General features: G+C 59.5%; 16 protein-coding genes. 6 read left to right on the forward strand and 10 right to left on the reverse strand.

The window, feature by feature from the left end; genetic code table 11:
- Positions 1–117: 117 nt before the first annotated feature.
- Genes ACR0FG_RS16920 through hslO form a run of 3 tightly spaced genes read right to left on the reverse strand, consistent with a single transcriptional unit; the run spans position 118 to position 2,844 of the window.
- A complete protein-coding gene (locus ACR0FG_RS16920; RefSeq protein WP_480894173.1) occupies positions 118–1,272 on the reverse strand; it encodes a CCA tRNA nucleotidyltransferase in 1,155 nt (384 codons plus the stop codon).
- Complete coding sequence (locus ACR0FG_RS16925) at positions 1,269–1,883, reverse strand: CoA pyrophosphatase (RefSeq protein WP_480894174.1); 615 nt, start codon at positions 1,881–1,883, stop codon at positions 1,269–1,271. The genes ACR0FG_RS16920 and ACR0FG_RS16925 overlap by 4 nt, the downstream gene beginning before the upstream one ends.
- Entirely contained in the window at positions 1,858–2,844 is a 987-nt protein-coding gene (gene hslO / locus ACR0FG_RS16930) for an Hsp33 family molecular chaperone HslO (protein ID WP_480894175.1), read from the reverse strand. The genes ACR0FG_RS16925 and hslO overlap by 26 nt, the downstream gene beginning before the upstream one ends.
- Before the next feature lie 76 nt (positions 2,845–2,920).
- Between hslO and ACR0FG_RS16935 the strand changes: the two genes are divergently transcribed.
- Positions 2,921–3,364, forward strand: coding sequence for an NUDIX hydrolase (locus tag ACR0FG_RS16935; RefSeq protein ID WP_480894176.1), 444 nt, complete (start codon positions 2,921–2,923; stop codon positions 3,362–3,364).
- Here the strand turns inward: ACR0FG_RS16935 and ACR0FG_RS16940 are convergent.
- Positions 3,361–4,635 (reverse strand): PP2C family protein-serine/threonine phosphatase, encoded by a 1,275-nt coding sequence (locus ACR0FG_RS16940; RefSeq protein ID WP_480894177.1) that lies wholly within the window; start codon positions 4,633–4,635, stop codon positions 3,361–3,363. The two genes, ACR0FG_RS16935 and ACR0FG_RS16940, sit on opposite strands and share 4 nt — an antisense overlap.
- A 146-nt stretch (positions 4,636–4,781) precedes the next feature.
- Between ACR0FG_RS16940 and ACR0FG_RS16945 the strand changes: the two genes are divergently transcribed.
- On the forward strand, positions 4,782–5,111 hold the full coding sequence (locus ACR0FG_RS16945; RefSeq protein ID WP_480894178.1) for an Hpt domain-containing protein: 330 nt from the start codon (positions 4,782–4,784) through the stop codon (positions 5,109–5,111).
- Between the two features lies 1 nt (position 5,112).
- On the opposite strand, the gene ilvA is transcribed toward ACR0FG_RS16945, so the two are convergent.
- On the reverse strand, positions 5,113–6,339 hold the full coding sequence (gene ilvA / locus ACR0FG_RS16950; RefSeq protein ID WP_480894179.1) for a threonine ammonia-lyase IlvA: 1,227 nt from the start codon (positions 6,337–6,339) through the stop codon (positions 5,113–5,115).
- A 58-nt stretch (positions 6,340–6,397) separates the two neighbouring features.
- Complete coding sequence (locus ACR0FG_RS16955) at positions 6,398–7,129, reverse strand: hypothetical protein (protein WP_480894180.1); 732 nt, start codon at positions 7,127–7,129, stop codon at positions 6,398–6,400.
- Between the two features lie 174 nt (positions 7,130–7,303).
- Between ACR0FG_RS16955 and ACR0FG_RS16960 the strand changes: the two genes are divergently transcribed.
- The 3 genes from ACR0FG_RS16960 (at position 7,304) to msrA (ending at position 9,721) form a co-directional block, all read left to right on the forward strand.
- The gene (locus tag ACR0FG_RS16960; RefSeq protein WP_480894181.1) at positions 7,304–8,530 is read left to right on the forward strand and encodes an argininosuccinate synthase; all 1,227 of its coding nucleotides are present in this window, start codon (positions 7,304–7,306) and stop codon (positions 8,528–8,530) included.
- Between the two features lie 132 nt (positions 8,531–8,662).
- A complete protein-coding gene (locus ACR0FG_RS16965; protein ID WP_480894241.1) occupies positions 8,663–8,944 on the forward strand; it encodes an SCP2 sterol-binding domain-containing protein in 282 nt (93 codons plus the stop codon).
- A 105-nt stretch (positions 8,945–9,049) separates the two neighbouring features.
- Positions 9,050–9,721, forward strand: coding sequence for a peptide-methionine (S)-S-oxide reductase MsrA (gene msrA / locus ACR0FG_RS16970; protein WP_480894182.1), 672 nt, complete (start codon positions 9,050–9,052; stop codon positions 9,719–9,721).
- On the opposite strand, the gene ACR0FG_RS16975 is transcribed toward msrA, so the two are convergent.
- Positions 9,718–10,590 (reverse strand): ribokinase, encoded by an 873-nt coding sequence (locus tag ACR0FG_RS16975; RefSeq protein ID WP_480894183.1) that lies wholly within the window; start codon positions 10,588–10,590, stop codon positions 9,718–9,720. The genes msrA and ACR0FG_RS16975 overlap by 4 nt on opposite strands.
- Before the next feature lie 3 nt (positions 10,591–10,593).
- On the reverse strand, positions 10,594–12,849 hold the full coding sequence (locus ACR0FG_RS16980) for an NADP-dependent malic enzyme (protein ID WP_480894184.1): 2,256 nt from the start codon (positions 12,847–12,849) through the stop codon (positions 10,594–10,596).
- Positions 12,850–13,010: 161 nt separating this feature from the next.
- Between ACR0FG_RS16980 and mutS the strand changes: the two genes are divergently transcribed.
- Complete coding sequence (mutS, locus tag ACR0FG_RS16985; protein WP_480894243.1) at positions 13,011–15,623, forward strand: DNA mismatch repair protein MutS; 2,613 nt, start codon at positions 13,011–13,013, stop codon at positions 15,621–15,623.
- A gap of 58 nt (positions 15,624–15,681) precedes the next feature.
- Here the strand turns inward: mutS and ACR0FG_RS16990 are convergent, their stop codons facing one another.
- Together ACR0FG_RS16990 and hrcA are read right to left on the reverse strand one after the other, a co-directional pair.
- Positions 15,682–16,245, reverse strand: coding sequence for a nucleotide exchange factor GrpE (locus ACR0FG_RS16990; RefSeq protein WP_170711201.1), 564 nt, complete (start codon positions 16,243–16,245; stop codon positions 15,682–15,684).
- 10 nt (positions 16,246–16,255) lie between these two features.
- The gene (gene hrcA, locus ACR0FG_RS16995; protein ID WP_480894185.1) at positions 16,256–17,320 is read right to left on the reverse strand and encodes a heat-inducible transcriptional repressor HrcA; all 1,065 of its coding nucleotides are present in this window, start codon (positions 17,318–17,320) and stop codon (positions 16,256–16,258) included.
- Positions 17,321–17,327 lie beyond the last annotated feature (7 nt).

Raw genomic sequence — 17,327 nt, forward strand, 5'->3', positions numbered from 1 at the left:
GTGTTCAGCCTTAGCTGTCCCAGATCCCGTAATACATTCGCAGTCCTCCCTCGTGTTTGAGTCAGGCGCACCCTGCCAAAACTTGCGGGATTTGTCATCCCCTTTTGAGACTTCGCTTCAATCCGCCAGCAAATCATCGCGGCTGAGCGCGAAATCCGAGGCGATCCAACGCGCCTCAAGCTCGGCCAGTTTTGCGCCCAGCGCGGGGCCTGAGAAGGCGGGAATCAGATCCGCAGCCTTGATTGGAAACCGGGCTGCGGCCCCGTGTTCAAGGGCGCGCGCGAGGTCGTTTGACCATGGCTGTTCCAGAAACGCACAACGCAGCAGGGTTTCATGCAGGCCGCCCGCCGCCCCGTAGCGATAGCCGAGTTCGGCCACGCTGGTGGGGGCCATCGCCTCATCCCGCATCCGGGTCAGCCGTTGAAGCTGCGCCTTGCTGAGCCGCAGCGTTATGGCGACATCCGGCGGCGCGATGGCAGCCAGACGACGAATCGCATCGGGTGCGGCATGAGCGTCCTGTTCCAGCTGGATCAGAATCGCCATCGCAGTGTCATCTGCGCCGGGAAGCAACCGCGCCAGTACGCCTGCGCTGCGCATCGCCGCCACCGAGGGCGCAGGGTCCGGCGCGGCCAGCAGTTTCAGCATCTCAGACCCAACACGTTCGCGGGAAAGTGTCTCTAACCCGTCGAGATTTGCAGCGATGGCAGCCAGCGCGTCCGGGTCGAACCCGGCCTCGGCGTCGCCGTACCAGGCATGGAAGCGGAAATAACGCAGCGAGCGCAGGTAATCCTCGCGAATGCGATCTTCTGCCTTGCCGATGAACCGGACCCGGCGCGCCTGCAGGTCTGGCAAGCCGTTCAGAGGATCCAGAATTGTGCCATCGGGGCGCGCGTACAGCGCGTTCATAGTGAAATCGCGGCGTGCGGCGTCCTCTTCCACCTTGCCGGAGAACGCCACAACCGCGCGGCGGCCGTCGGTTTCGACGTCGCGGCGGAAGGTGGTGATCTCATGCGGGATGCCATCGCTGACAACGGTGATTGTCCCGTGCTCCAGACCGGTGGGTATCGCCTTGAGGCCCGCAGCCTTGGCCAGTTTCATCACCTGTTCGGGGCGCGCATCGGTCGAGATGTCGATATCTGATACCGGCGCGTGCAGCAGCGCGTTACGTACGCAGCCGCCCACAAACAGCGCCTGCGCGCCCGAGCTTATAAGCGCGGTACAGACGGCCTGCGTGGCCGGTGCTGTGATCCAGTCTTCGGTGATCTGCATCATCCGTTTGCCCGTGCTGCCAGCCCCCGCAGAATGCGCGCCGTCGCGCCCCAGATGTAATAGGGGCCGTAGGGAACCGTGTAGTAGAACCGTTTCTGTCCACGCCAGCGGCGCGACTCGACGACATAATTCGCGGGGTTCAGCACATGTGCAAGAGGGACCGAGAAGACCTCATCTACCTCGCCCGGCTCGGGCACCGGATCAAATGCCCGATCCAGAACGGCAACCACGGGGGTGACGGCGAATGAGGTGACGGTTTCATGGGTCGGCAGATGGCCCAGAATGCGCGGCAGGTTTTGCGGAAGCCCGATTTCTTCGTGCGCTTCTCGCAGCGCGGTCGCGGTGACGTCAGCGTCACCTTGATCCTGCTTGCCACCCGGAAAGGCGATCTGGCCGGGATGATGTTTCAGCGCTGAGGACCGCTTGGTCAGAATCAGGCGCGGCTCAGCTTCGGTCAGCGACACCGGTACCAGAACCCCCGCAGGGCGCAGTTTGCGCCCCGCAGGCAGAGTAACGTCGGGATTCAGGTCAAAATCGCTCGACCCGCTGCCCGGGCGATTCAGTGCCGCCGCCAGATGGGTTGCCGCGTCAGACGCCATCCGTGTCTTCGGCATCAAAGCCAACCGTGCGCGGATCCAACACGTAATGCGCGCCGCAGAACTGGCAATCGGCCGTGACTTTGCCGTCATCGGTGGTCATCTTCTCGATGTCCTGCGCCGAATAGATCGACAGGCTTTGCCGCACGCGATCTTCGGAGCAGGTGCAGCCGAACTTTACCTGTTGGGCGTCGTAAACGCGGGGCTGTTCCTCGTGAAACAGGCGCACAAGCAGGTCGGTGGGCGCAACGGACGGCCCGATCAGTTCCAGATCGTCTACCGTATCCAGCAGGATATTGACGCGATCCCAGTTTTCACCTTCTTCACCATCAACCAGATCGCTGGCGGTCAGAATGTCACCGCTGCCCTCGCCTGACGCCGCAAAGGGCGAGGCTTTGGGCATGTGCTGCAGCATGATGCCGCCCGCGCGCCAATGCTCACCGACACCGGGTTCGGTCGATTTGCCAAAACTCAGCGAAAACCGGGTCGGCAGCTGTTCGGACTGCGCGAAATACGCCTCGGCACAGGCGCTCAGAGAGCCTCCGGCCAGCGGGGTGATGCCCTGATAGGGCTGCGTGCCTTCACCCTGATCGATCATGATGGCGAAATACCCCTCGCCGACCTGATCAAACGGGGCGGCATCGGTCAGCCGATCGCGGTCGAAACTGGCATAGGCCCGGATCTGCGCCGCTTCGCCTTCCTGCTGCGGCGCATAATAGTCCGTCGCGATCATCCGCACGGCACCCTTGGATTGCACTTGCAGCGACAGCTTCCAGCGCAGCGAAATGGTCTGGCCGATCAACGCGGTCAGCAAGGCCATCTCGGCAACCAGCGCCTCGACCTTTTCGGGATAGTCGTGCTGTTTGAGGATGCCGTCCAACACGCCATCCAGCCGCGCGACGCGGCCGCGCATATCCGATACATCAAGCTGAAAGGGCAGGACGGTATCGTCCCACGCGATTTTCGTTCCAAGAGACATGGGGTTTCCTTACACGCCACGGGTTGGCATACCGCCACCATATAGGTCGAACACTTCGGGTTGAAAGGGGCCATACATGATCAGACGTTTTGGGGAAAGCCCTGTTCCCGGTCAGACATACACGCGCCGCGTTGGTGTCTATTCCCTTTTGCCCCAAGGCCATCGGTTGCTGCTGACCTGTCAGACCGACCCGGGCCCCGACCTGCAGTTGCCCGGTGGTGGCATTGATCCGGGCGAATCGCCCATTACCGCCTTGCACCGCGAAGTGTTCGAGGAAACCGGCTGGCTGATCGCCGCGCCGCGCCGTGTCGGAGCGTTTCGGCGTTTTGCCTATATGCCTGAATATGACCTCTGGGCCGAGAAAATCTGCCTGATCTACCAGGCCCGCCCTGTCCGCCGCATCGGTCCGCCGACCGAAGCCTTTCACGAGGCGCTTTGGATGGACGCCGCAGATGCGGCACATATGCTGGGCAACGCGGGGGATCGCCACTTTGCCGCCCGGTATGCTCACAGCTGCTAAGCCCCGTTATATTCGAAGAATACAGCCGAAACGTCATCATCCATCGCGCCCGCAGGTGACATCGCCTGCGTAAGATGCCAGAACATGTCATCCAGAAATTCCGGCCCGCCTTTCATATGCGCAGCGCATTCCAAAGCCATGTCGCGTAACCCGTCCTCGTCCAGCAATGTTCCATCCGTCTGGCGGCATTCGGTAAAACCGTCCGAGTATAGCAGCAGCTTGTCGCCCGGTTGCAGGTAGGTATCGATCTTCTGGAACCCGGCATCCGGCAACAAACCAATTGGCAGTCCACCCTCGCCCAGAAACTCGGTCTGCCCGTCCTGACGCAGCAGCAAGGGATGCGGATGGCCAGCCTGTACCATTTTCATATGCCCGTTGCGCAGATCGACGATGGCGTAGACCATGGTAAAATATTCCTCGATCCCGGTGTCAGCGATCAGGCGGGAATTAAGGGTGGCCGCGACCTCATCCGGCGGTAAAAGCGCGTAGAACTTGTTGAATCGCCTCTCCATCGCGACGTTCTGATCGAAATGTGTGCTGGACAGATAGCTGCCCAGTCGCGCGGTCATCATCGCCGAGGTGATGCCATGACCCGACACATCGATACTGTAGAACCCAAGCCGGTTCACACCGGGCGAGAACATCCCCACCAGATCGCCGCCAATATGGCCGCACGGTTTCAGCAGCAGGCTGACTCGCGAGTTGCCAAACTGCCCCGTCAGTTCCGGCACCAGCGAGTCCTGAATTTTGCGCGCCTGCATCAGGTCCTTGTCGATGGCATCATGGGCCACGCGCAACTCCGCAAGTGCGGTTTCGATCAGGCGGTTTTTGTCGGACAACTCGCGCTGCATCAGCAAAATGCGCGCACCGGCGGCGATACGTGCGCGCAGCTCGTCCGCCTCAAGCGGTTTGATCAGGAAATCGTCGGCCCCGGCATCCAGCCCCCGCGCCACTTCCTGCTTTTCGCTTTTTGACGTCAGAAGGATGAAATAGCTGTATTGTTCGCGGTCCATGTCACGAAAGGCGCGGCAGAATTCCAGACCGCTCATCCCTGGCATGACCCAATCGCTGAGCACCAGATCGGGCGGCTGATCCCGGCAGAGCGCGATTGCATCCTCGCCACTATCGGCCTCAAGCACCTGAAAACCCCATTTCCTGAGCGACGCCGCCAGAATGCGGCGTTGCAACCGGCTGTCATCCACGATCAGAACTTTCTGAATCGCGCCAAAATCGGGTTCCCCCCTCACCTCGGCCTGGTTGGATTCTGACACCCTGCGTTTCCCGTTTGCCCGCAACGACGCCAACCTAGAAGCCAGCCGCTTAACATCTGGTGAAGGCCTGAGCAGACGGGGCTTAACCGGCTGTTTACGTGCACCGCGCTACAAACAGGCAACGCGAGCAATGGCAAAGGCACGAGATGATCAACTGGCCCAGAGTTCAACAATTACGACATGAAGTCGGGGCCGAGGAATTCGACGAAGTCGTGCAGATTTTTCTGGACGAGGTGCACGAGGCATTGGACCGGCTGAAGCAGGACACGCGGCGCAGTCAAATGGAACAGAACCTGCATTTCCTCAAGGGCAGCGCGCTGAGTCTGGGGTTCGATCAGTTCTCGAAGCTTTGTCAGGATGGGGAACGGCAGGCGGCTGTGGGCGAGGCGAGGACTGTCGATATTCCCCGGATCCTCGCGATGTTCGATGCCTCGAAGGCAGTATTTGATGCAGAGCTGCCGGCCAATCTGACCTGACTCAGATCACGAACTGCGCCAGCGTCTCATCCTCGGTGATGTCGGTATAGGTAAACCCGGCCTCATCCAGATGGGCAAACAGGCGCACAAAGTTTTCCGGCTTTCGGGTTTCGATCCCGATCAGGACCGATCCGAAGTTGCGCGCCGATTTCTTCATATATTCGAACCGGGCAATGTCGTCCTCGGGGCCGAGAATGCCCAGAAACTCTTTCAGCGCGCCGGGGCGCTGGGGCAGGCGCAGGATGAAGTATTTCTTGACGCCGGAATAGCGCTGGGCGCGTTCCTTGACCTCGGGCAGGCGTTCGAAATCGAAGTTCCCGCCCGAGGTGACGCAGACCACGGTCTTGCCCCGGATAAAGCTTTGCACATCCCCAATCGCTTCGATGGCAAGGGCACCGGCAGGTTCCAGAACGATGCCCTCGACATTCAGCATCTCGATCATGGTGGCACAGATGCGGTCCTCGGACAACGTCAGTACGTCGGACAGGTGGCGCGATTTGAGCAGTTCAAAGGGCTTTGCACCGATCCGGCCCACGGCGGCCCCGTCGACAAATGTATCCACATGATCCAGAGCCACAGGATGCCCCGCCGCAAGTGCCGCGCGCAGACAAGCCCCGCCTGCGGGCTCGACAAACAGGCAATGGGTGCGATCGCCAAACCACGTCGCCACGCCCGAGGACATGCCGCCGCCGCCGACGGGAAGGATCACGTGATCGGGCACACGGCCCAGCTGTTCCTCGATCTCGGCGGCGAGCGAAGCCTGCCCCTCGATCACGTCATCATCGTCGAAAGGCGACAGGAAATGCCCGCCCTGCTGCGCGCACCATGCTTGCGCGGCGGCGAGCGTATCGTCGAAATAGTCGCCGGTCAGGTGAACCTCGATATTGTCACCGCCGAAGATGCGGGTTTTCTGGATTTTCTGCTGCGGCGTGGTGACGGGCATGAAAATCACGCCCTTCACATCCAGATGCTTGCACATAAAGGCCACGCCCTGCGCGTGATTTCCGGCACTGGCGCAGACAAACAGGCCCTGCCCCTGCTGCTTGCGCATGGCGTTGAACGCGCCCCTGATCTTGTAGGACCGCACCGGGCTGAGGTCTTCGCGCTTCAACCAGATATCGGCCCCGTAGCGATCAGACAGATGGGCATTCCGCTGCAACGGCGTCGCCGGAAAGACAGAGCGCATCGCCTGTTCGGCGGCGCGGGCACGGTTCATGAAATCACTCATGGGCGCGTCAGTGGCCTATCCCGAGCGAAAGGGCAAGGAATACATATGTGTACGCGGGTTAGCGCAGTTCGCGTTTTTCGATAAAGACGCCGTACATAGTGGTCAGGATGCTGACGTTGATCAGCGGGATAACCAGCATAAACGCAAAGATCACGACAAAGACGCCTATGATCGGAACAAACAATATTATCGATGCCAGAAATTGCAGCATTAACTGGAACAATACCGACAGGATCACCAACAGAATGATCGCGCCCGCAGACCCGGTGGTCGCATTCCATGCTTCTGACAACGTCACCGATTTCCCGATTGCGGCACCGGGCAGAATTGGGGAAACCCGATAGAAAGCAACAGACAAGAAAAGAACAAAGACCAACCAGACCAGAAATCCAATCAGGGCCGAGGCTTGCGACACAAAGCCAATGACCAGCATAGCCGGAAGCATCGCAACAACCCCAAGCAAAATCAGCATCACTATGCGACCAAAATATGCCAGGATGCGATCTGATCTGAACACAGGAAGAAAGCCTGTGGGATATTCTTCAAGCAGCACGAACCGATGCCAGGACACAACGATCCAGAGCATGATCGCAAAAATGGTAATCAGGACAAACAAAAGGAAACCTGCAATTGCACCCGCCGATGCGGCATCCGGCAGGCCATTGGGTTCGGTCGAGATGTCCTCGAACGAAATGCCAAAGACAATGCTGAGCACAACGACAAGTACGCCACCGATAAAGGCAGGCACCAACGAGATTTGAAGGGCCTCCTTCAGATTCCTCAAGACCATCTTCACCGAATGAACAAATATCTCTAATCCCAACACGACCCTGCCCTCTCAACCAATCCTTGTTCTCTATTCCCCCGTTTCACCCCAATTCGCACCGAGCGTCAACGCAGATAACTTGCCCCCGGTTTCAAAACCCGCTAGGGGCCAAGCGTCTTACGCATAAGGGGAAGTCAGATGTCCGCGCCCAAGAAAGTTGTTCTGGCCTATTCCGGTGGCCTTGATACCTCGATCATCCTGAAATGGCTGCAGACCGAGTATGGTTGTGAGGTTGTGACCTTCACCGCCGATCTGGGTCAGGGTGAGGAACTGGAACCCGCCCGCCAAAAGGCCGAGCTGCTGGGGATCAAGCCCGAGAACATCTATATCGAGGACATCCGCGAGGAATTCGTCCGCGATTTCGTCTTCCCGATGTTCCGCGCCAATGCTGTTTACGAGGGGCTGTATCTGCTGGGTACGTCCATTGCCCGCCCGCTGATTTCGAAACGTCTGGTTGAGATTGCCGAGGCGACCGGTGCCGATGCCGTGGCCCACGGTGCAACTGGCAAAGGTAATGATCAGGTGCGGTTCGAACTGGCGGCTTATGCGCTGAACCCCGACATCAAGGTCATCGCCCCATGGCGCGAATGGGATCTGACCAGCCGTACCAAGCTGCTGGAATTTGCCGAACAGAACCAGATTCCGATTGCCAAGGACAAGCGCGGTGAGGCTCCGTTCTCGGTCGATGCGAACCTGCTGCACACCTCGTCCGAGGGTAAGGTTCTGGAAGACCCCGCCGATATGGCACCCGATTATGTCTACCAGCGCACCGTCCACCCCGAGGACGCGCCGAATGAGCCCGAGTTCATCGAGATCGGCTTTGAAAAAGGCGACGCGGTCAGCATCAATGGCGAAGCGATGAGCCCCGCCACCATCCTGACCAAACTGAACGAATATGGCGGCAAGCACGGCATTGGTCGTCTCGATCTGGTCGAAGGCCGTTTCGTCGGTATGAAATCGCGCGGCATTTATGAGACGCCGGGCGGCACCATCCTGCTGGAGGCGCATCGCGGTATCGAATCCATCACCATGGACCGCGGCGCGATGCACCTGAAAGACCAGCTGATGCCGCAATATGCTGAGCTGATCTATAACGGCTTCTGGTACAGCCCCGAGCGTGAAATGCTGCAGGCCGCCATCGACCGGTCACAGGAACACGTCACCGGCACCGTCCGCGTGAAACTGTATAAAGGTCTGGCCTCGACCGTGGGCCGCTGGTCGGATCATTCGCTCTATTCCGAGGCGCATGTGACGTTCGAGGAAGACGCCGGTGCCTATGACCAGAAAGACGCGGCAGGCTTCATCCAGTTGAACGCGCTGCGCCTGAAACTGCTGGCGGCGCGGGACAAGCGTTTGAGCAAGTAACAACATTTTACCCAATAAGACCCCGGTGTCCTGACAGGCACCGGGGTTTTTCTTTGGCCGGGTTCCCGTCGGGTCAGGCTTGCCCGCAGCACGCAGATGTCTTTACCCACAGGTCAACCTGGGAAAGGATAGATAATGCAAGACATCGCAGATGGAATTCAGAAGGGCTTGGGCGGCAAACCCTTCGACGGTTCGCTTAAGTTTGATTGCGGCGCGGATGGGGTGATTGTTCTGGCTGATAACACCGCCTCGACGACGGATCGTGACACCGATTGCACCATTCGCATTTCGCGCGACAACCTGACCAAGCTGCTGACCGGCAAGCTGAATCCGATGACCGGCGTGGCGCTGGGCAAGCTCAAGATTTCGGGCAACATGGGGGTTGCGATGAAGCTGGGGAAGTTGCTGGGATAACGGGTGATCACGGATAAACTCGTTTCACCAGCCTGTGACAAACCATGTCAGCGGATTGAAACGGGCAGAATTACGGGTCAGCTTGGTCGTGGAAGGAGACCCGCCATGACCCGGACTGCTTATATCGACCACATCAAACCCGCCCTGTTATTCACCTTGATTACGCTGGTCGCGATGTTGCGCGCGTTGCCTGCCCCGGCAGCGGGAACCGAAACGCTGACCGTTGCGGGGGGCTGTTTCTGGTGCGTGGAATCCGATTTCGAATCCGTGCCCGGCGTAACTGGTGCGGTATCGGGTTTTACCGGTGGCAAGACAGCCAACCCGACCTACGATCAGGTCTCAAAAGGCGGATCGGGACATTATGAAGCGGTCCAGATCACGTTTGATCCGTCGCGCGTCTCTCGTGAAACATTGCTGAACATGTTCTTCCGGTCCGTTGATCCCACCGACGCGGGCGGGCAGTTTTGTGATCGTGGCAACAGCTATCGCACTGCAATATTCGTCTCTGATGCAGGGGAAAAGGCACTTGCACAGCGCGCCAAGGCAAATGCGCAAAAGGCGTTGGGTCAGACAGTTGTCACCCCGATCCTGCAGGCAGGTGCGTTCTATCCGGCCGAGGCCTATCATCAGGATTACTACAAGGGCGAAAAAATCGTCTTTACCCGCTTTGGACCCAAGCGCCAGAAAAACGCTTACAAGGCCTATCGCAAGGCTTGCGGCCGCGATGCCCGGGTCAAGCAATTGTGGGGTGGCGATGCGCCGTTTGCCGGGTCTTAGTCGAGCCGCGCGTCGCGCACCTCTTTCAGATCGGGAATGACATCTGCCGTACCGTGCCGCGTGACCATCAGGGCCGCGGCACGATTTGCCTGAACAATCGCCTGTGCCATCGGCATTCCACGATCCATTCCAGCCAACACATAACCGGTAAAGGTATCCCCTGCACCGGTGGTATCAACGGGTTCTACCACATGCGCGGCGAAATCTACCGCCTGCTGCCCGCGCTGATGATACCGAGCGCCTTTTGAACCCAAGGTGACAATGACATGCGCTACCGGCAGATCATCGACCGAAAGACCCGTGGCCTGCTGCAATTGCTCGGCCTCGACCTCGTTCAGGATCAGAAAATCCAGATAAGGCAGAACCGCCCGAACGCTCTCGGCCTGAAACGGGGCTGCGGCGTAGCAGACGGTCAACCCCAGATCGCGGGCCAATTTTGCCGCCTGACCTTGTGCGTTGGTTTCATTCTGCATGACCAGCAGATCGCCCGAAACGGCTGAGGACAGCGCCTGCCCCAGCTGATCTTCGGAAATGGCGTTGTTGGCGCCCTGAAACAGGATGATATTGTTTTCACCACCACCATCCACCGCGATGATGGCATGACCTGTCGGCACATCCGCCTCGGCAATATGGCGCGTATCCACACCATATTCGGTCAACCGATCCCGCGCCCAGCGCCCGTCACTGCCAACGGCGCCGATATGCGCCACCTGCGCCCCTGCACGGGCTGCCGCCACCGACATATTCGCACCTTTGCCACCCAGAAACCGCTGCAGCCCTTGCGCAGCCAGGGTTTCTCCGGGTCCGGGCAGATGCGGCACGTCATAGATCATATCCGCGTTGATCGAGCCGAGGTTCCAGATCGTCATGGTTTATCCAATGTCGCACGAGGCCAGAATGGCCATGTTCAGAATGTCATTCGCCGTCGAGACGGTCGAGCAGATCTGGATCGGTTTGTCGACACCGGACAGGATCGGACCAATCACAGTGGCCCCGCCCATCTCCTGCATCAGCTTGGTGGAAATCGACGCCGAATGCCGCGCGGGGACGATCAGGATATTGGCCGGGCCGGTCAGGCGCTGGAACGGATATCCCGCCTGCTGGTCGACGTTCAGGGCAACGTCGACGGTCATTTCGCCCTCATACTCGAAATCAACGCCGCGCTGGTCCAGAACCGCGGGGGCGCGGTGCATTTTCTCGGCCCGTTCCGACACGGGATAGCCAAAGGTCGAAAAGCTGACAAACGCCACGCGCGGCTCAAGCCCCATATGCCGGGCCACGGCGGCAGAGCGTTCGGCGATATTGGCCAGGTCGTTTTCGTCAGGCCATTCATGCACCAGCGTATCGCCGATCAGAACGATCCGGCCCTTGTGGAGCAGGGCCGTGACACCCGCCGCACCGTGGGTCGCGTCAGCATCAAACACATGGTTGATCCGGTCCAATACATGCGCTGACTTGCGTGTGGCCCCTGTCACAAGACCATCACCATGCCCATGTGCCAGCATCAGGGACGAGAATACATGCCGGTCGCGCGCGGCAAGACGGTGGATGTCCTTGTGGTCAAAGCCTTTACGCTGCAGCCGCTGATAGAGGAAATCCTTGTAGGTATCCAGATACGAGGTGTTGGCAGCATTCACCACCTCAAGCTCGCGCACCGCGTCGCCAAGTCCTGCTTCTTCCAGCTTTTGCCTGACCTCTTCGGCGCGGCCCACCACAAGCGCCTTGCCAAAGCCAGAGCGTTGATAGGTCACGGCGGCGCGCAGCACGCGGGGATCATCACCTTCGGCGAAGATCATCCGGCTTTGGGCGGCGCGGGCACGGGCGTTCAGACCTCGCAGGATGCTGGCAGTCGGGTCCATACGGGATTTCAGGCTCAGCTCGTAAGCCTCCATGTCGATGATCGGGCGCCGCGCGGCCCCGGTATCCATCCCGGCCTTGGCCACTGCGGGCGGAATGCGGTGGATCAGGCGCGGATCGAATGGCGTCGGGATGATATAGTCGCGGCCAAAGGTCAGAGTCTTGCCATAGGCCAGCGCAACCTCATCCGGCACATCCTCGCGCGCCAGACGGGCCAGTGCATGGGCGCAGGCAATCTTCATCTCGTCATTGATGGCGCGGGCATGGATGTCCAAAGCGCCGCGGAACAGATAGGGGAACCCCAGCACGTTGTTGACCTGATTGGGATAATCGCTGCGCCCGGTTGCGACGATGGCATCCACGCGGACCTCATGCGCCTCTTCCGGAGTGATCTCGGGGTCGGGGTTCGCCATCGCAAAGATCACCGGATTGTCGGCCATGCTCGCAACCATGTCCTGCGTCACGGCACCTTTGACCGAGACACCAAGGAACACATCAGCACCCTTCATCGCTTCTTCCAGTGTGCGCAGCTCGGTACTGATCGCATGGGCCGACTTCCATTGGTTCATGCCCTCGGTCCGGCCCTGATAGATCACGCCCTTGGTGTCACAGACGATGCAATTGTCATGCTTCGCCCCCATCGCCTTGAGCAGTTCAATACAGGCGATCCCCGCAGCCCCCGCGCCGTTCAGAACGATCTTCACATCTTCGATCTTCTTGCCCGAGATATGCAGCGCGTTCAGCAGCCCTGCCGCGCAGATCACCGCCGTACCATGCTGGTCGTCGTGAAAGACCGGGATATCCATCTCTTCTTTCAGGCGCTGTTCGATGATGAAACATTCGGGTGCCTTGATGTCCTCAAGATTGATGCCGCCAAAGGTCGGCCCCATCAGCCGCACCGCACGGCAAAATTCGTCCGGGTCTTCTGTGTCCAACTCGATATCGATCGAGTTCACGTCGGCAAAGCGTTTGAACAGAACCGCCTTGCCCTCCATCACCGGTTTGCCGCCCAGCGCGCCCAGATTGCCAAGGCCCAGAACAGCAGTTCCGTTCGAGATCACGGCAACCAGATTGCCCTTGTTGGTATAGTCATAGGCTGTCTCGGGCGCTTCGGCGATGGCTTCACATGGTACAGCGACGCCGGGGCTATAGGCCAGCGACAGATCGCGCTGCGTGGTCATGGGAACGGTGGCCTGCACCTCCCACTTGCCGGGGGTAGGGTCCAGGTGAAAGGCCAGTGCCTCTTCTTTGGTGATCTTCGTTTTGGGCATCTTAAGGGTCGTTTCCATGACTTCGGGGCTGATGCCTCATAGCGCAGGCGGGGCTGCGCCTCAACGAGAATGAGTTTTCGGCTTTTACAGAAGATGTGGGATTTGTAAGGTCGCGCCCGGAACACGCCGGAAGGGGGCCGCTTTTGTCCACAGTCACGCCGATGATGGCGCAATATCTTGAGATCAAAGAGGCCCATGCCGACGCCCTGCTGTTCTATCGAATGGGCGATTTCTACGAGATGTTTTTCGAAGATGCCGTCAACGCCGCCGAGGCGCTGGATATCGCGCTAACCAAACGCGGCAAGCACAATGGCGAAGATATTCCCATGTGCGGCGTTCCGGTTCACGCCGCTGAAGGGTACTTGCTGACGCTGATCCGCAAAGGGTTCCGTGTCGCCGTTTGCGAACAGATGGAAAGCCCGGCTGAGGCGAAGAAAAGAGGCTCTAAATCAGTGGTTCGGCGCGATGTTGTGCGTCTGGTGACGCCCGGCACGCTGACCGAGGATGCGCTGCTTGAGGCCCGCCGCCACAACTTTCTGGCCGCCTATGCCGAGGTTCGCGATGAGGCAGCGCTGGCCTGGGCCGATATCTCGACCGGGGCGTTTCATGTAATGTATTTGACATCCGTGCGGCTTAGTCCTGAACTGGCACGATTGGCCCCGTCCGAGCTGATCGTCGGCGATGGGATGGAACAGGCACTGAATGAAACGGTGCGCGATCTGGGCATTTCGCTCACCCCCATCGGGCGCGCCAGTTTCGATAGCACGGCGGCGGAAAAACGCATCTGTTCGTTGTTCAACGTCGGCGCACTGGATGCGTTCGGCACCTTTGGACGTGCCGAAGTGTCCGCAATGGGCGCATTAATCGACTATCTAGAGATTACGCAGAAAGGCAAACTGCCTTTGCTGCAAACGCCTCTGAAGGAATCTGAGGACCGTGTCGTCCAGATCGACGCTGCCACGCGCCGCAACCTGGAATTGACCCGATCCCTGTCAGGGGGCCGCGCCGGATCGCTGCTATCGGTGGTTGACCGTACTGTCACGCCCGGCGGCGCGCGGCTGCTGGAACAGCGACTGTCCAGCCCGTCCCGCAATCTGGACGTGATCCACGCCCGGCTGGACGCCGTCAGCTTTGCGACTGAGGACAGCCTGACCACTTCGGATCTGCGTGAGGCCCTGCGCAAAACCCCCGATCTGGACCGCGCCTTGTCACGGCTGTCCCTGGACCGCGGCGGCCCCCGTGATCTGGCCGCAATCCGCAACGGGCTAACCCAAGCCGCCGCGATTGCCGGGATTTGCGATGGGCGAGACCTGCCGGTTCTGCTGACCACGGCGCTGCAAAACCTTGTCGGTTTTGACGACCTGCTAAACCTGCTCGACGAGGCACTTGTGGCCGAGCCCCCCTTGCTGGCCCGCGACGGCGGTTTCATCGCACCTGGCTATGACGCAGACCTGGACGAGGCGCGCACCCTGCGCGACGAAGGCCGCTCGGTCATCGCCGGGTTTCAACAGAAATACGCGGAACACACCGGCATCACCTCGCTGAAGATCAAGCATAACAATGTGCTGGGTTACTTTATCGAAACCACCGCAACCCATGCCGAGAAAATGCTGAACCCGCCGTTCAGCGAAACTTACATCCACCGCCAGACCACCGCCAATCAGGTACGCTTCACGACCGTCGAACTGTCCGAGATCGAAACCCGCATTCTGAACGCAGGTAACCTGGCGCTTGAGATCGAAAAACGGCTCTATCAAAGGCTTTCTGATGAAATTCTGGCACAAGCCGCCCGCCTGAACCAAGCGGCCCGAGGGTTGGCCGAACTGGATCTGACCACCGCACTCGCCGATCTGGCACGCGGTGAAAACTGGTGCCGTCCACAGGTCGACACCTCTCGCGCTTTCAACGTTCAGGGCGGTCGCCACCCAGTGGTCGAACACGCGCTGCGCCAGCAATCAGGCGATGCCTTCATTGCCAACGATTGCGACCTGAGCGCCGAGGACGGGGCCGCCATCTGGTTGCTGACCGGCCCCAACATGGCCGGTAAATCCACCTTTTTGCGCCAGAACGCCCTGATCGCGCTTCTCGCCCAAATGGGCAGCTACGTTCCGGCGGAACAGGCCCATATCGGTATCATCAGCCAGCTTTTCAGCCGCGTCGGCGCGTCGGACGATCTGGCAAGGGGCCGCTCGACCTTCATGGTCGAAATGGTCGAAACCGCCGCCATCCTCAATCAGGCCGACGACCGCGCGCTGGTGATCCTTGACGAAATCGGACGCGGCACCGCCACCTATGACGGCCTGTCGATCGCATGGGCCACGCTGGAACACCTGCACGCCGCAAACCAATGCCGGGCGCTGTTCGCCACGCACTATCACGAACTGACCGCTTTGGCCGGCAAGCTGGAAGGTGTCGAAAACGCAACCGTCGCCGTCAAGGAATGGGAAGGCGAGGTCATCTTCCTGCATGAAGTTCACAAAGGCGCGGCCGACCGCTCCTACGGTGTTCAAGTCGCGCAACTGGCGGGTTTGCCCGCAACAGTGGTCGACCGCGCCCGCACCGTCCTTGAGCAACTGGAAAAAACTGAACGTGAAGGTGGCAAACAAAAAGCGCTGATCGACGACCTGCCATTGTTCTCAGCCGCGCCACCACCACCGCCTGCGCCCAAGACCTCACCCGTCACGGATATGCTGAATGAGATCCTCCCCGACGACCTCAGCCCCCGTGACGCGCTTGACCTGATCTACAAACTGAAAGAGGCGGCCAGATACTGACCGCCCCTTCATCTTTTCAAAAATACTCTCGCCGAAGGCTTGGCCTCGCAGAGGCCAATCAGCTCGCTGGTGTTGAAGATACCCCAACCTGCGCCGGTCGCAGCAGCCGGTCGTGCAACATGAACCCTTCTGCAGACACCTGAATGATATCCCCTGCGCGCGTCCCCGGCACCGGCGCTTCAAACATCGCCTCATGCACATTCGGATCAAACCGATCACCAACTTCGGGCGTGATCACCTCGATCCCATGTTTCTGGAATACATCCTTCAGCGCCCGCATGGTCAGCTCAACGCCTTCCAATAGACCGGCAGCAACCTCTTTCTGCTCATCCGTTGCGGCCTCAAGCGCGCGTTTCATGTTGTCGTAAACGGGCAGCATATCGCGCGCCAGTTTGGACCCGCCATATTGTTCCGCATCCCGACGTGCCTTATCGCCGCGCTTGCGCGCATTTTCGGCATCCGCCAGTGCGCGCATGAACCGGTCTTTGTATTCATCCCGCTGCGCCCGCAGCTCATCCAGTTCCAGCGCTTCTTCACTGATCTCGGCGATTTCCTCGGCCAGTTCTTCTGCTTCGGCGGACATGATATCGTCCAGAAATTCTTCGTTCTTGGGCTCTGCCATTTCTTACCCTCTAGCTCCGGTCGGATATCAGCTTGCCGACCAGTTGCGCCGTATAATCCACGATTGGTACGATCCGTCCATAATTCAGACGTGTGGGGCCAATAACCCCGACCGCACCGATTATCTTACGATCAGCGTTCATATATGGAGAGACCACCAAAGAGGAACCCGAAAGTGAGAAAAGTTTGTTCTCAGAGCCGATAAAAATGCGCACACCCTCGCCTTCTTCGGTCAATTCCAGAAATTCGGCGATATCGCGTTTGCGCTCCAGATCATCAAACAGGGTGCGAATGCGGTCCAGCTCTTCTTGCTGACCCGGTTCATTCAACAGATTCGCACGCCCACGCACGATCAGACGGGCCGAGTCGGCGCCATCTCCGTCCCAGGCGGCCATACCGCTTTCGACCATCTGGCGGGCCAGAATATCGATTTCCTGCTTGCGCGCGTCGATTTGGGTCAGCATCTGACGACGCACTTCGCTTAGCGTCCGGCCTTCGATCAGCGCATTCAGGAAATTCGCCGCCTCGCGCATGGAACTAGGCGTCTGCCCAGGCGGCGGCGTAAAAAGGCGGTTTTCAACATGCCCGTCCGAAAACACCAGAACCACCAAAGCCCGGTCATGTCCCAGCGAAACGAACTCGATATGCTTGATCTCGGCCTCGTGCTTGGGCGTTAGAACCAGCGACGCCCCTTGTGTCACGTGCGACAAGGCCGAGCCTACACGATCCAGCATTCCGCCCACATCGCCAGCGTTAGAGCCTAAAGTCTCGTCAAGTTTCTGCCGGTCATCCGCGCCCAGATCGCCCATTTCCAACAAGCCATCGACAAACATGCGCAACCCCTGCTGGGTCGGTATCCGACCCGCGCTGACATGGGGGCTGTCCAGCAGACCCAGAAACTCCAGATCCTGCATCACGTTGCGCACGGTGGCGGCGCTGACCTTTTCGGACAGGGTGCGGGTCAGAGTGCGGCTGCCCACCGGCTCACCACTGTCCAGATAGCTTTCGACGATCAGCCGGAACACCTCGCGCGACCGGTCGTTCATCTCGTTCAGAATTTTACTCGCTTCGCTCATCCGTATC

The sequence above is a fragment of the Ruegeria sp. E1 genome, assembly GCF_056534225.1.

Excerpts from the sequence above, each read along its gene's own strand:
- ACR0FG_RS16980 (WP_480894184.1), bottom strand. The coding sequence starts at position 12,849 with ATGCCCAAAACGAAGATCACCAAAGAAGAGGCACTGGCCTTTCACCTG.
- ACR0FG_RS16925 (WP_480894174.1), bottom strand. The coding sequence starts at position 1,883 with ATGCCGAAGACACGGATGGCGTCTGACGCGGCAACCCATCTGGCGGCG.
- ilvA (WP_480894179.1), bottom strand. The coding sequence starts at position 6,339 with ATGAGTGATTTCATGAACCGTGCCCGCGCCGCCGAACAGGCGATGCGC.
- ACR0FG_RS16975 (WP_480894183.1), bottom strand. The coding sequence starts at position 10,590 with ATGACGATCTGGAACCTCGGCTCGATCAACGCGGATATGATCTATGAC.
- ACR0FG_RS16960 (WP_480894181.1), top strand. The coding sequence starts at position 7,304 with ATGTCCGCGCCCAAGAAAGTTGTTCTGGCCTATTCCGGTGGCCTTGAT.
- ACR0FG_RS16935 (WP_480894176.1), top strand. The coding sequence starts at position 2,921 with ATGATCAGACGTTTTGGGGAAAGCCCTGTTCCCGGTCAGACATACACG.
- ACR0FG_RS16990 (WP_170711201.1), bottom strand. The coding sequence starts at position 16,245 with ATGGCAGAGCCCAAGAACGAAGAATTTCTGGACGATATCATGTCCGCC.
- ACR0FG_RS16920 (WP_480894173.1), bottom strand. The coding sequence starts at position 1,272 with ATGATGCAGATCACCGAAGACTGGATCACAGCACCGGCCACGCAGGCC.
- ACR0FG_RS16945 (WP_480894178.1), top strand. The coding sequence starts at position 4,782 with ATGATCAACTGGCCCAGAGTTCAACAATTACGACATGAAGTCGGGGCC.
- mutS (WP_480894243.1), top strand. The coding sequence starts at position 13,011 with ATGATGGCGCAATATCTTGAGATCAAAGAGGCCCATGCCGACGCCCTG.
- msrA (WP_480894182.1), top strand. The coding sequence starts at position 9,050 with ATGACCCGGACTGCTTATATCGACCACATCAAACCCGCCCTGTTATTC.
- ACR0FG_RS16955 (WP_480894180.1), bottom strand. The coding sequence starts at position 7,129 with ATGGTCTTGAGGAATCTGAAGGAGGCCCTTCAAATCTCGTTGGTGCCT.
- hrcA (WP_480894185.1), bottom strand. The coding sequence starts at position 17,320 with ATGAGCGAAGCGAGTAAAATTCTGAACGAGATGAACGACCGGTCGCGC.
- hslO (WP_480894175.1), bottom strand. The coding sequence starts at position 2,844 with ATGTCTCTTGGAACGAAAATCGCGTGGGACGATACCGTCCTGCCCTTT.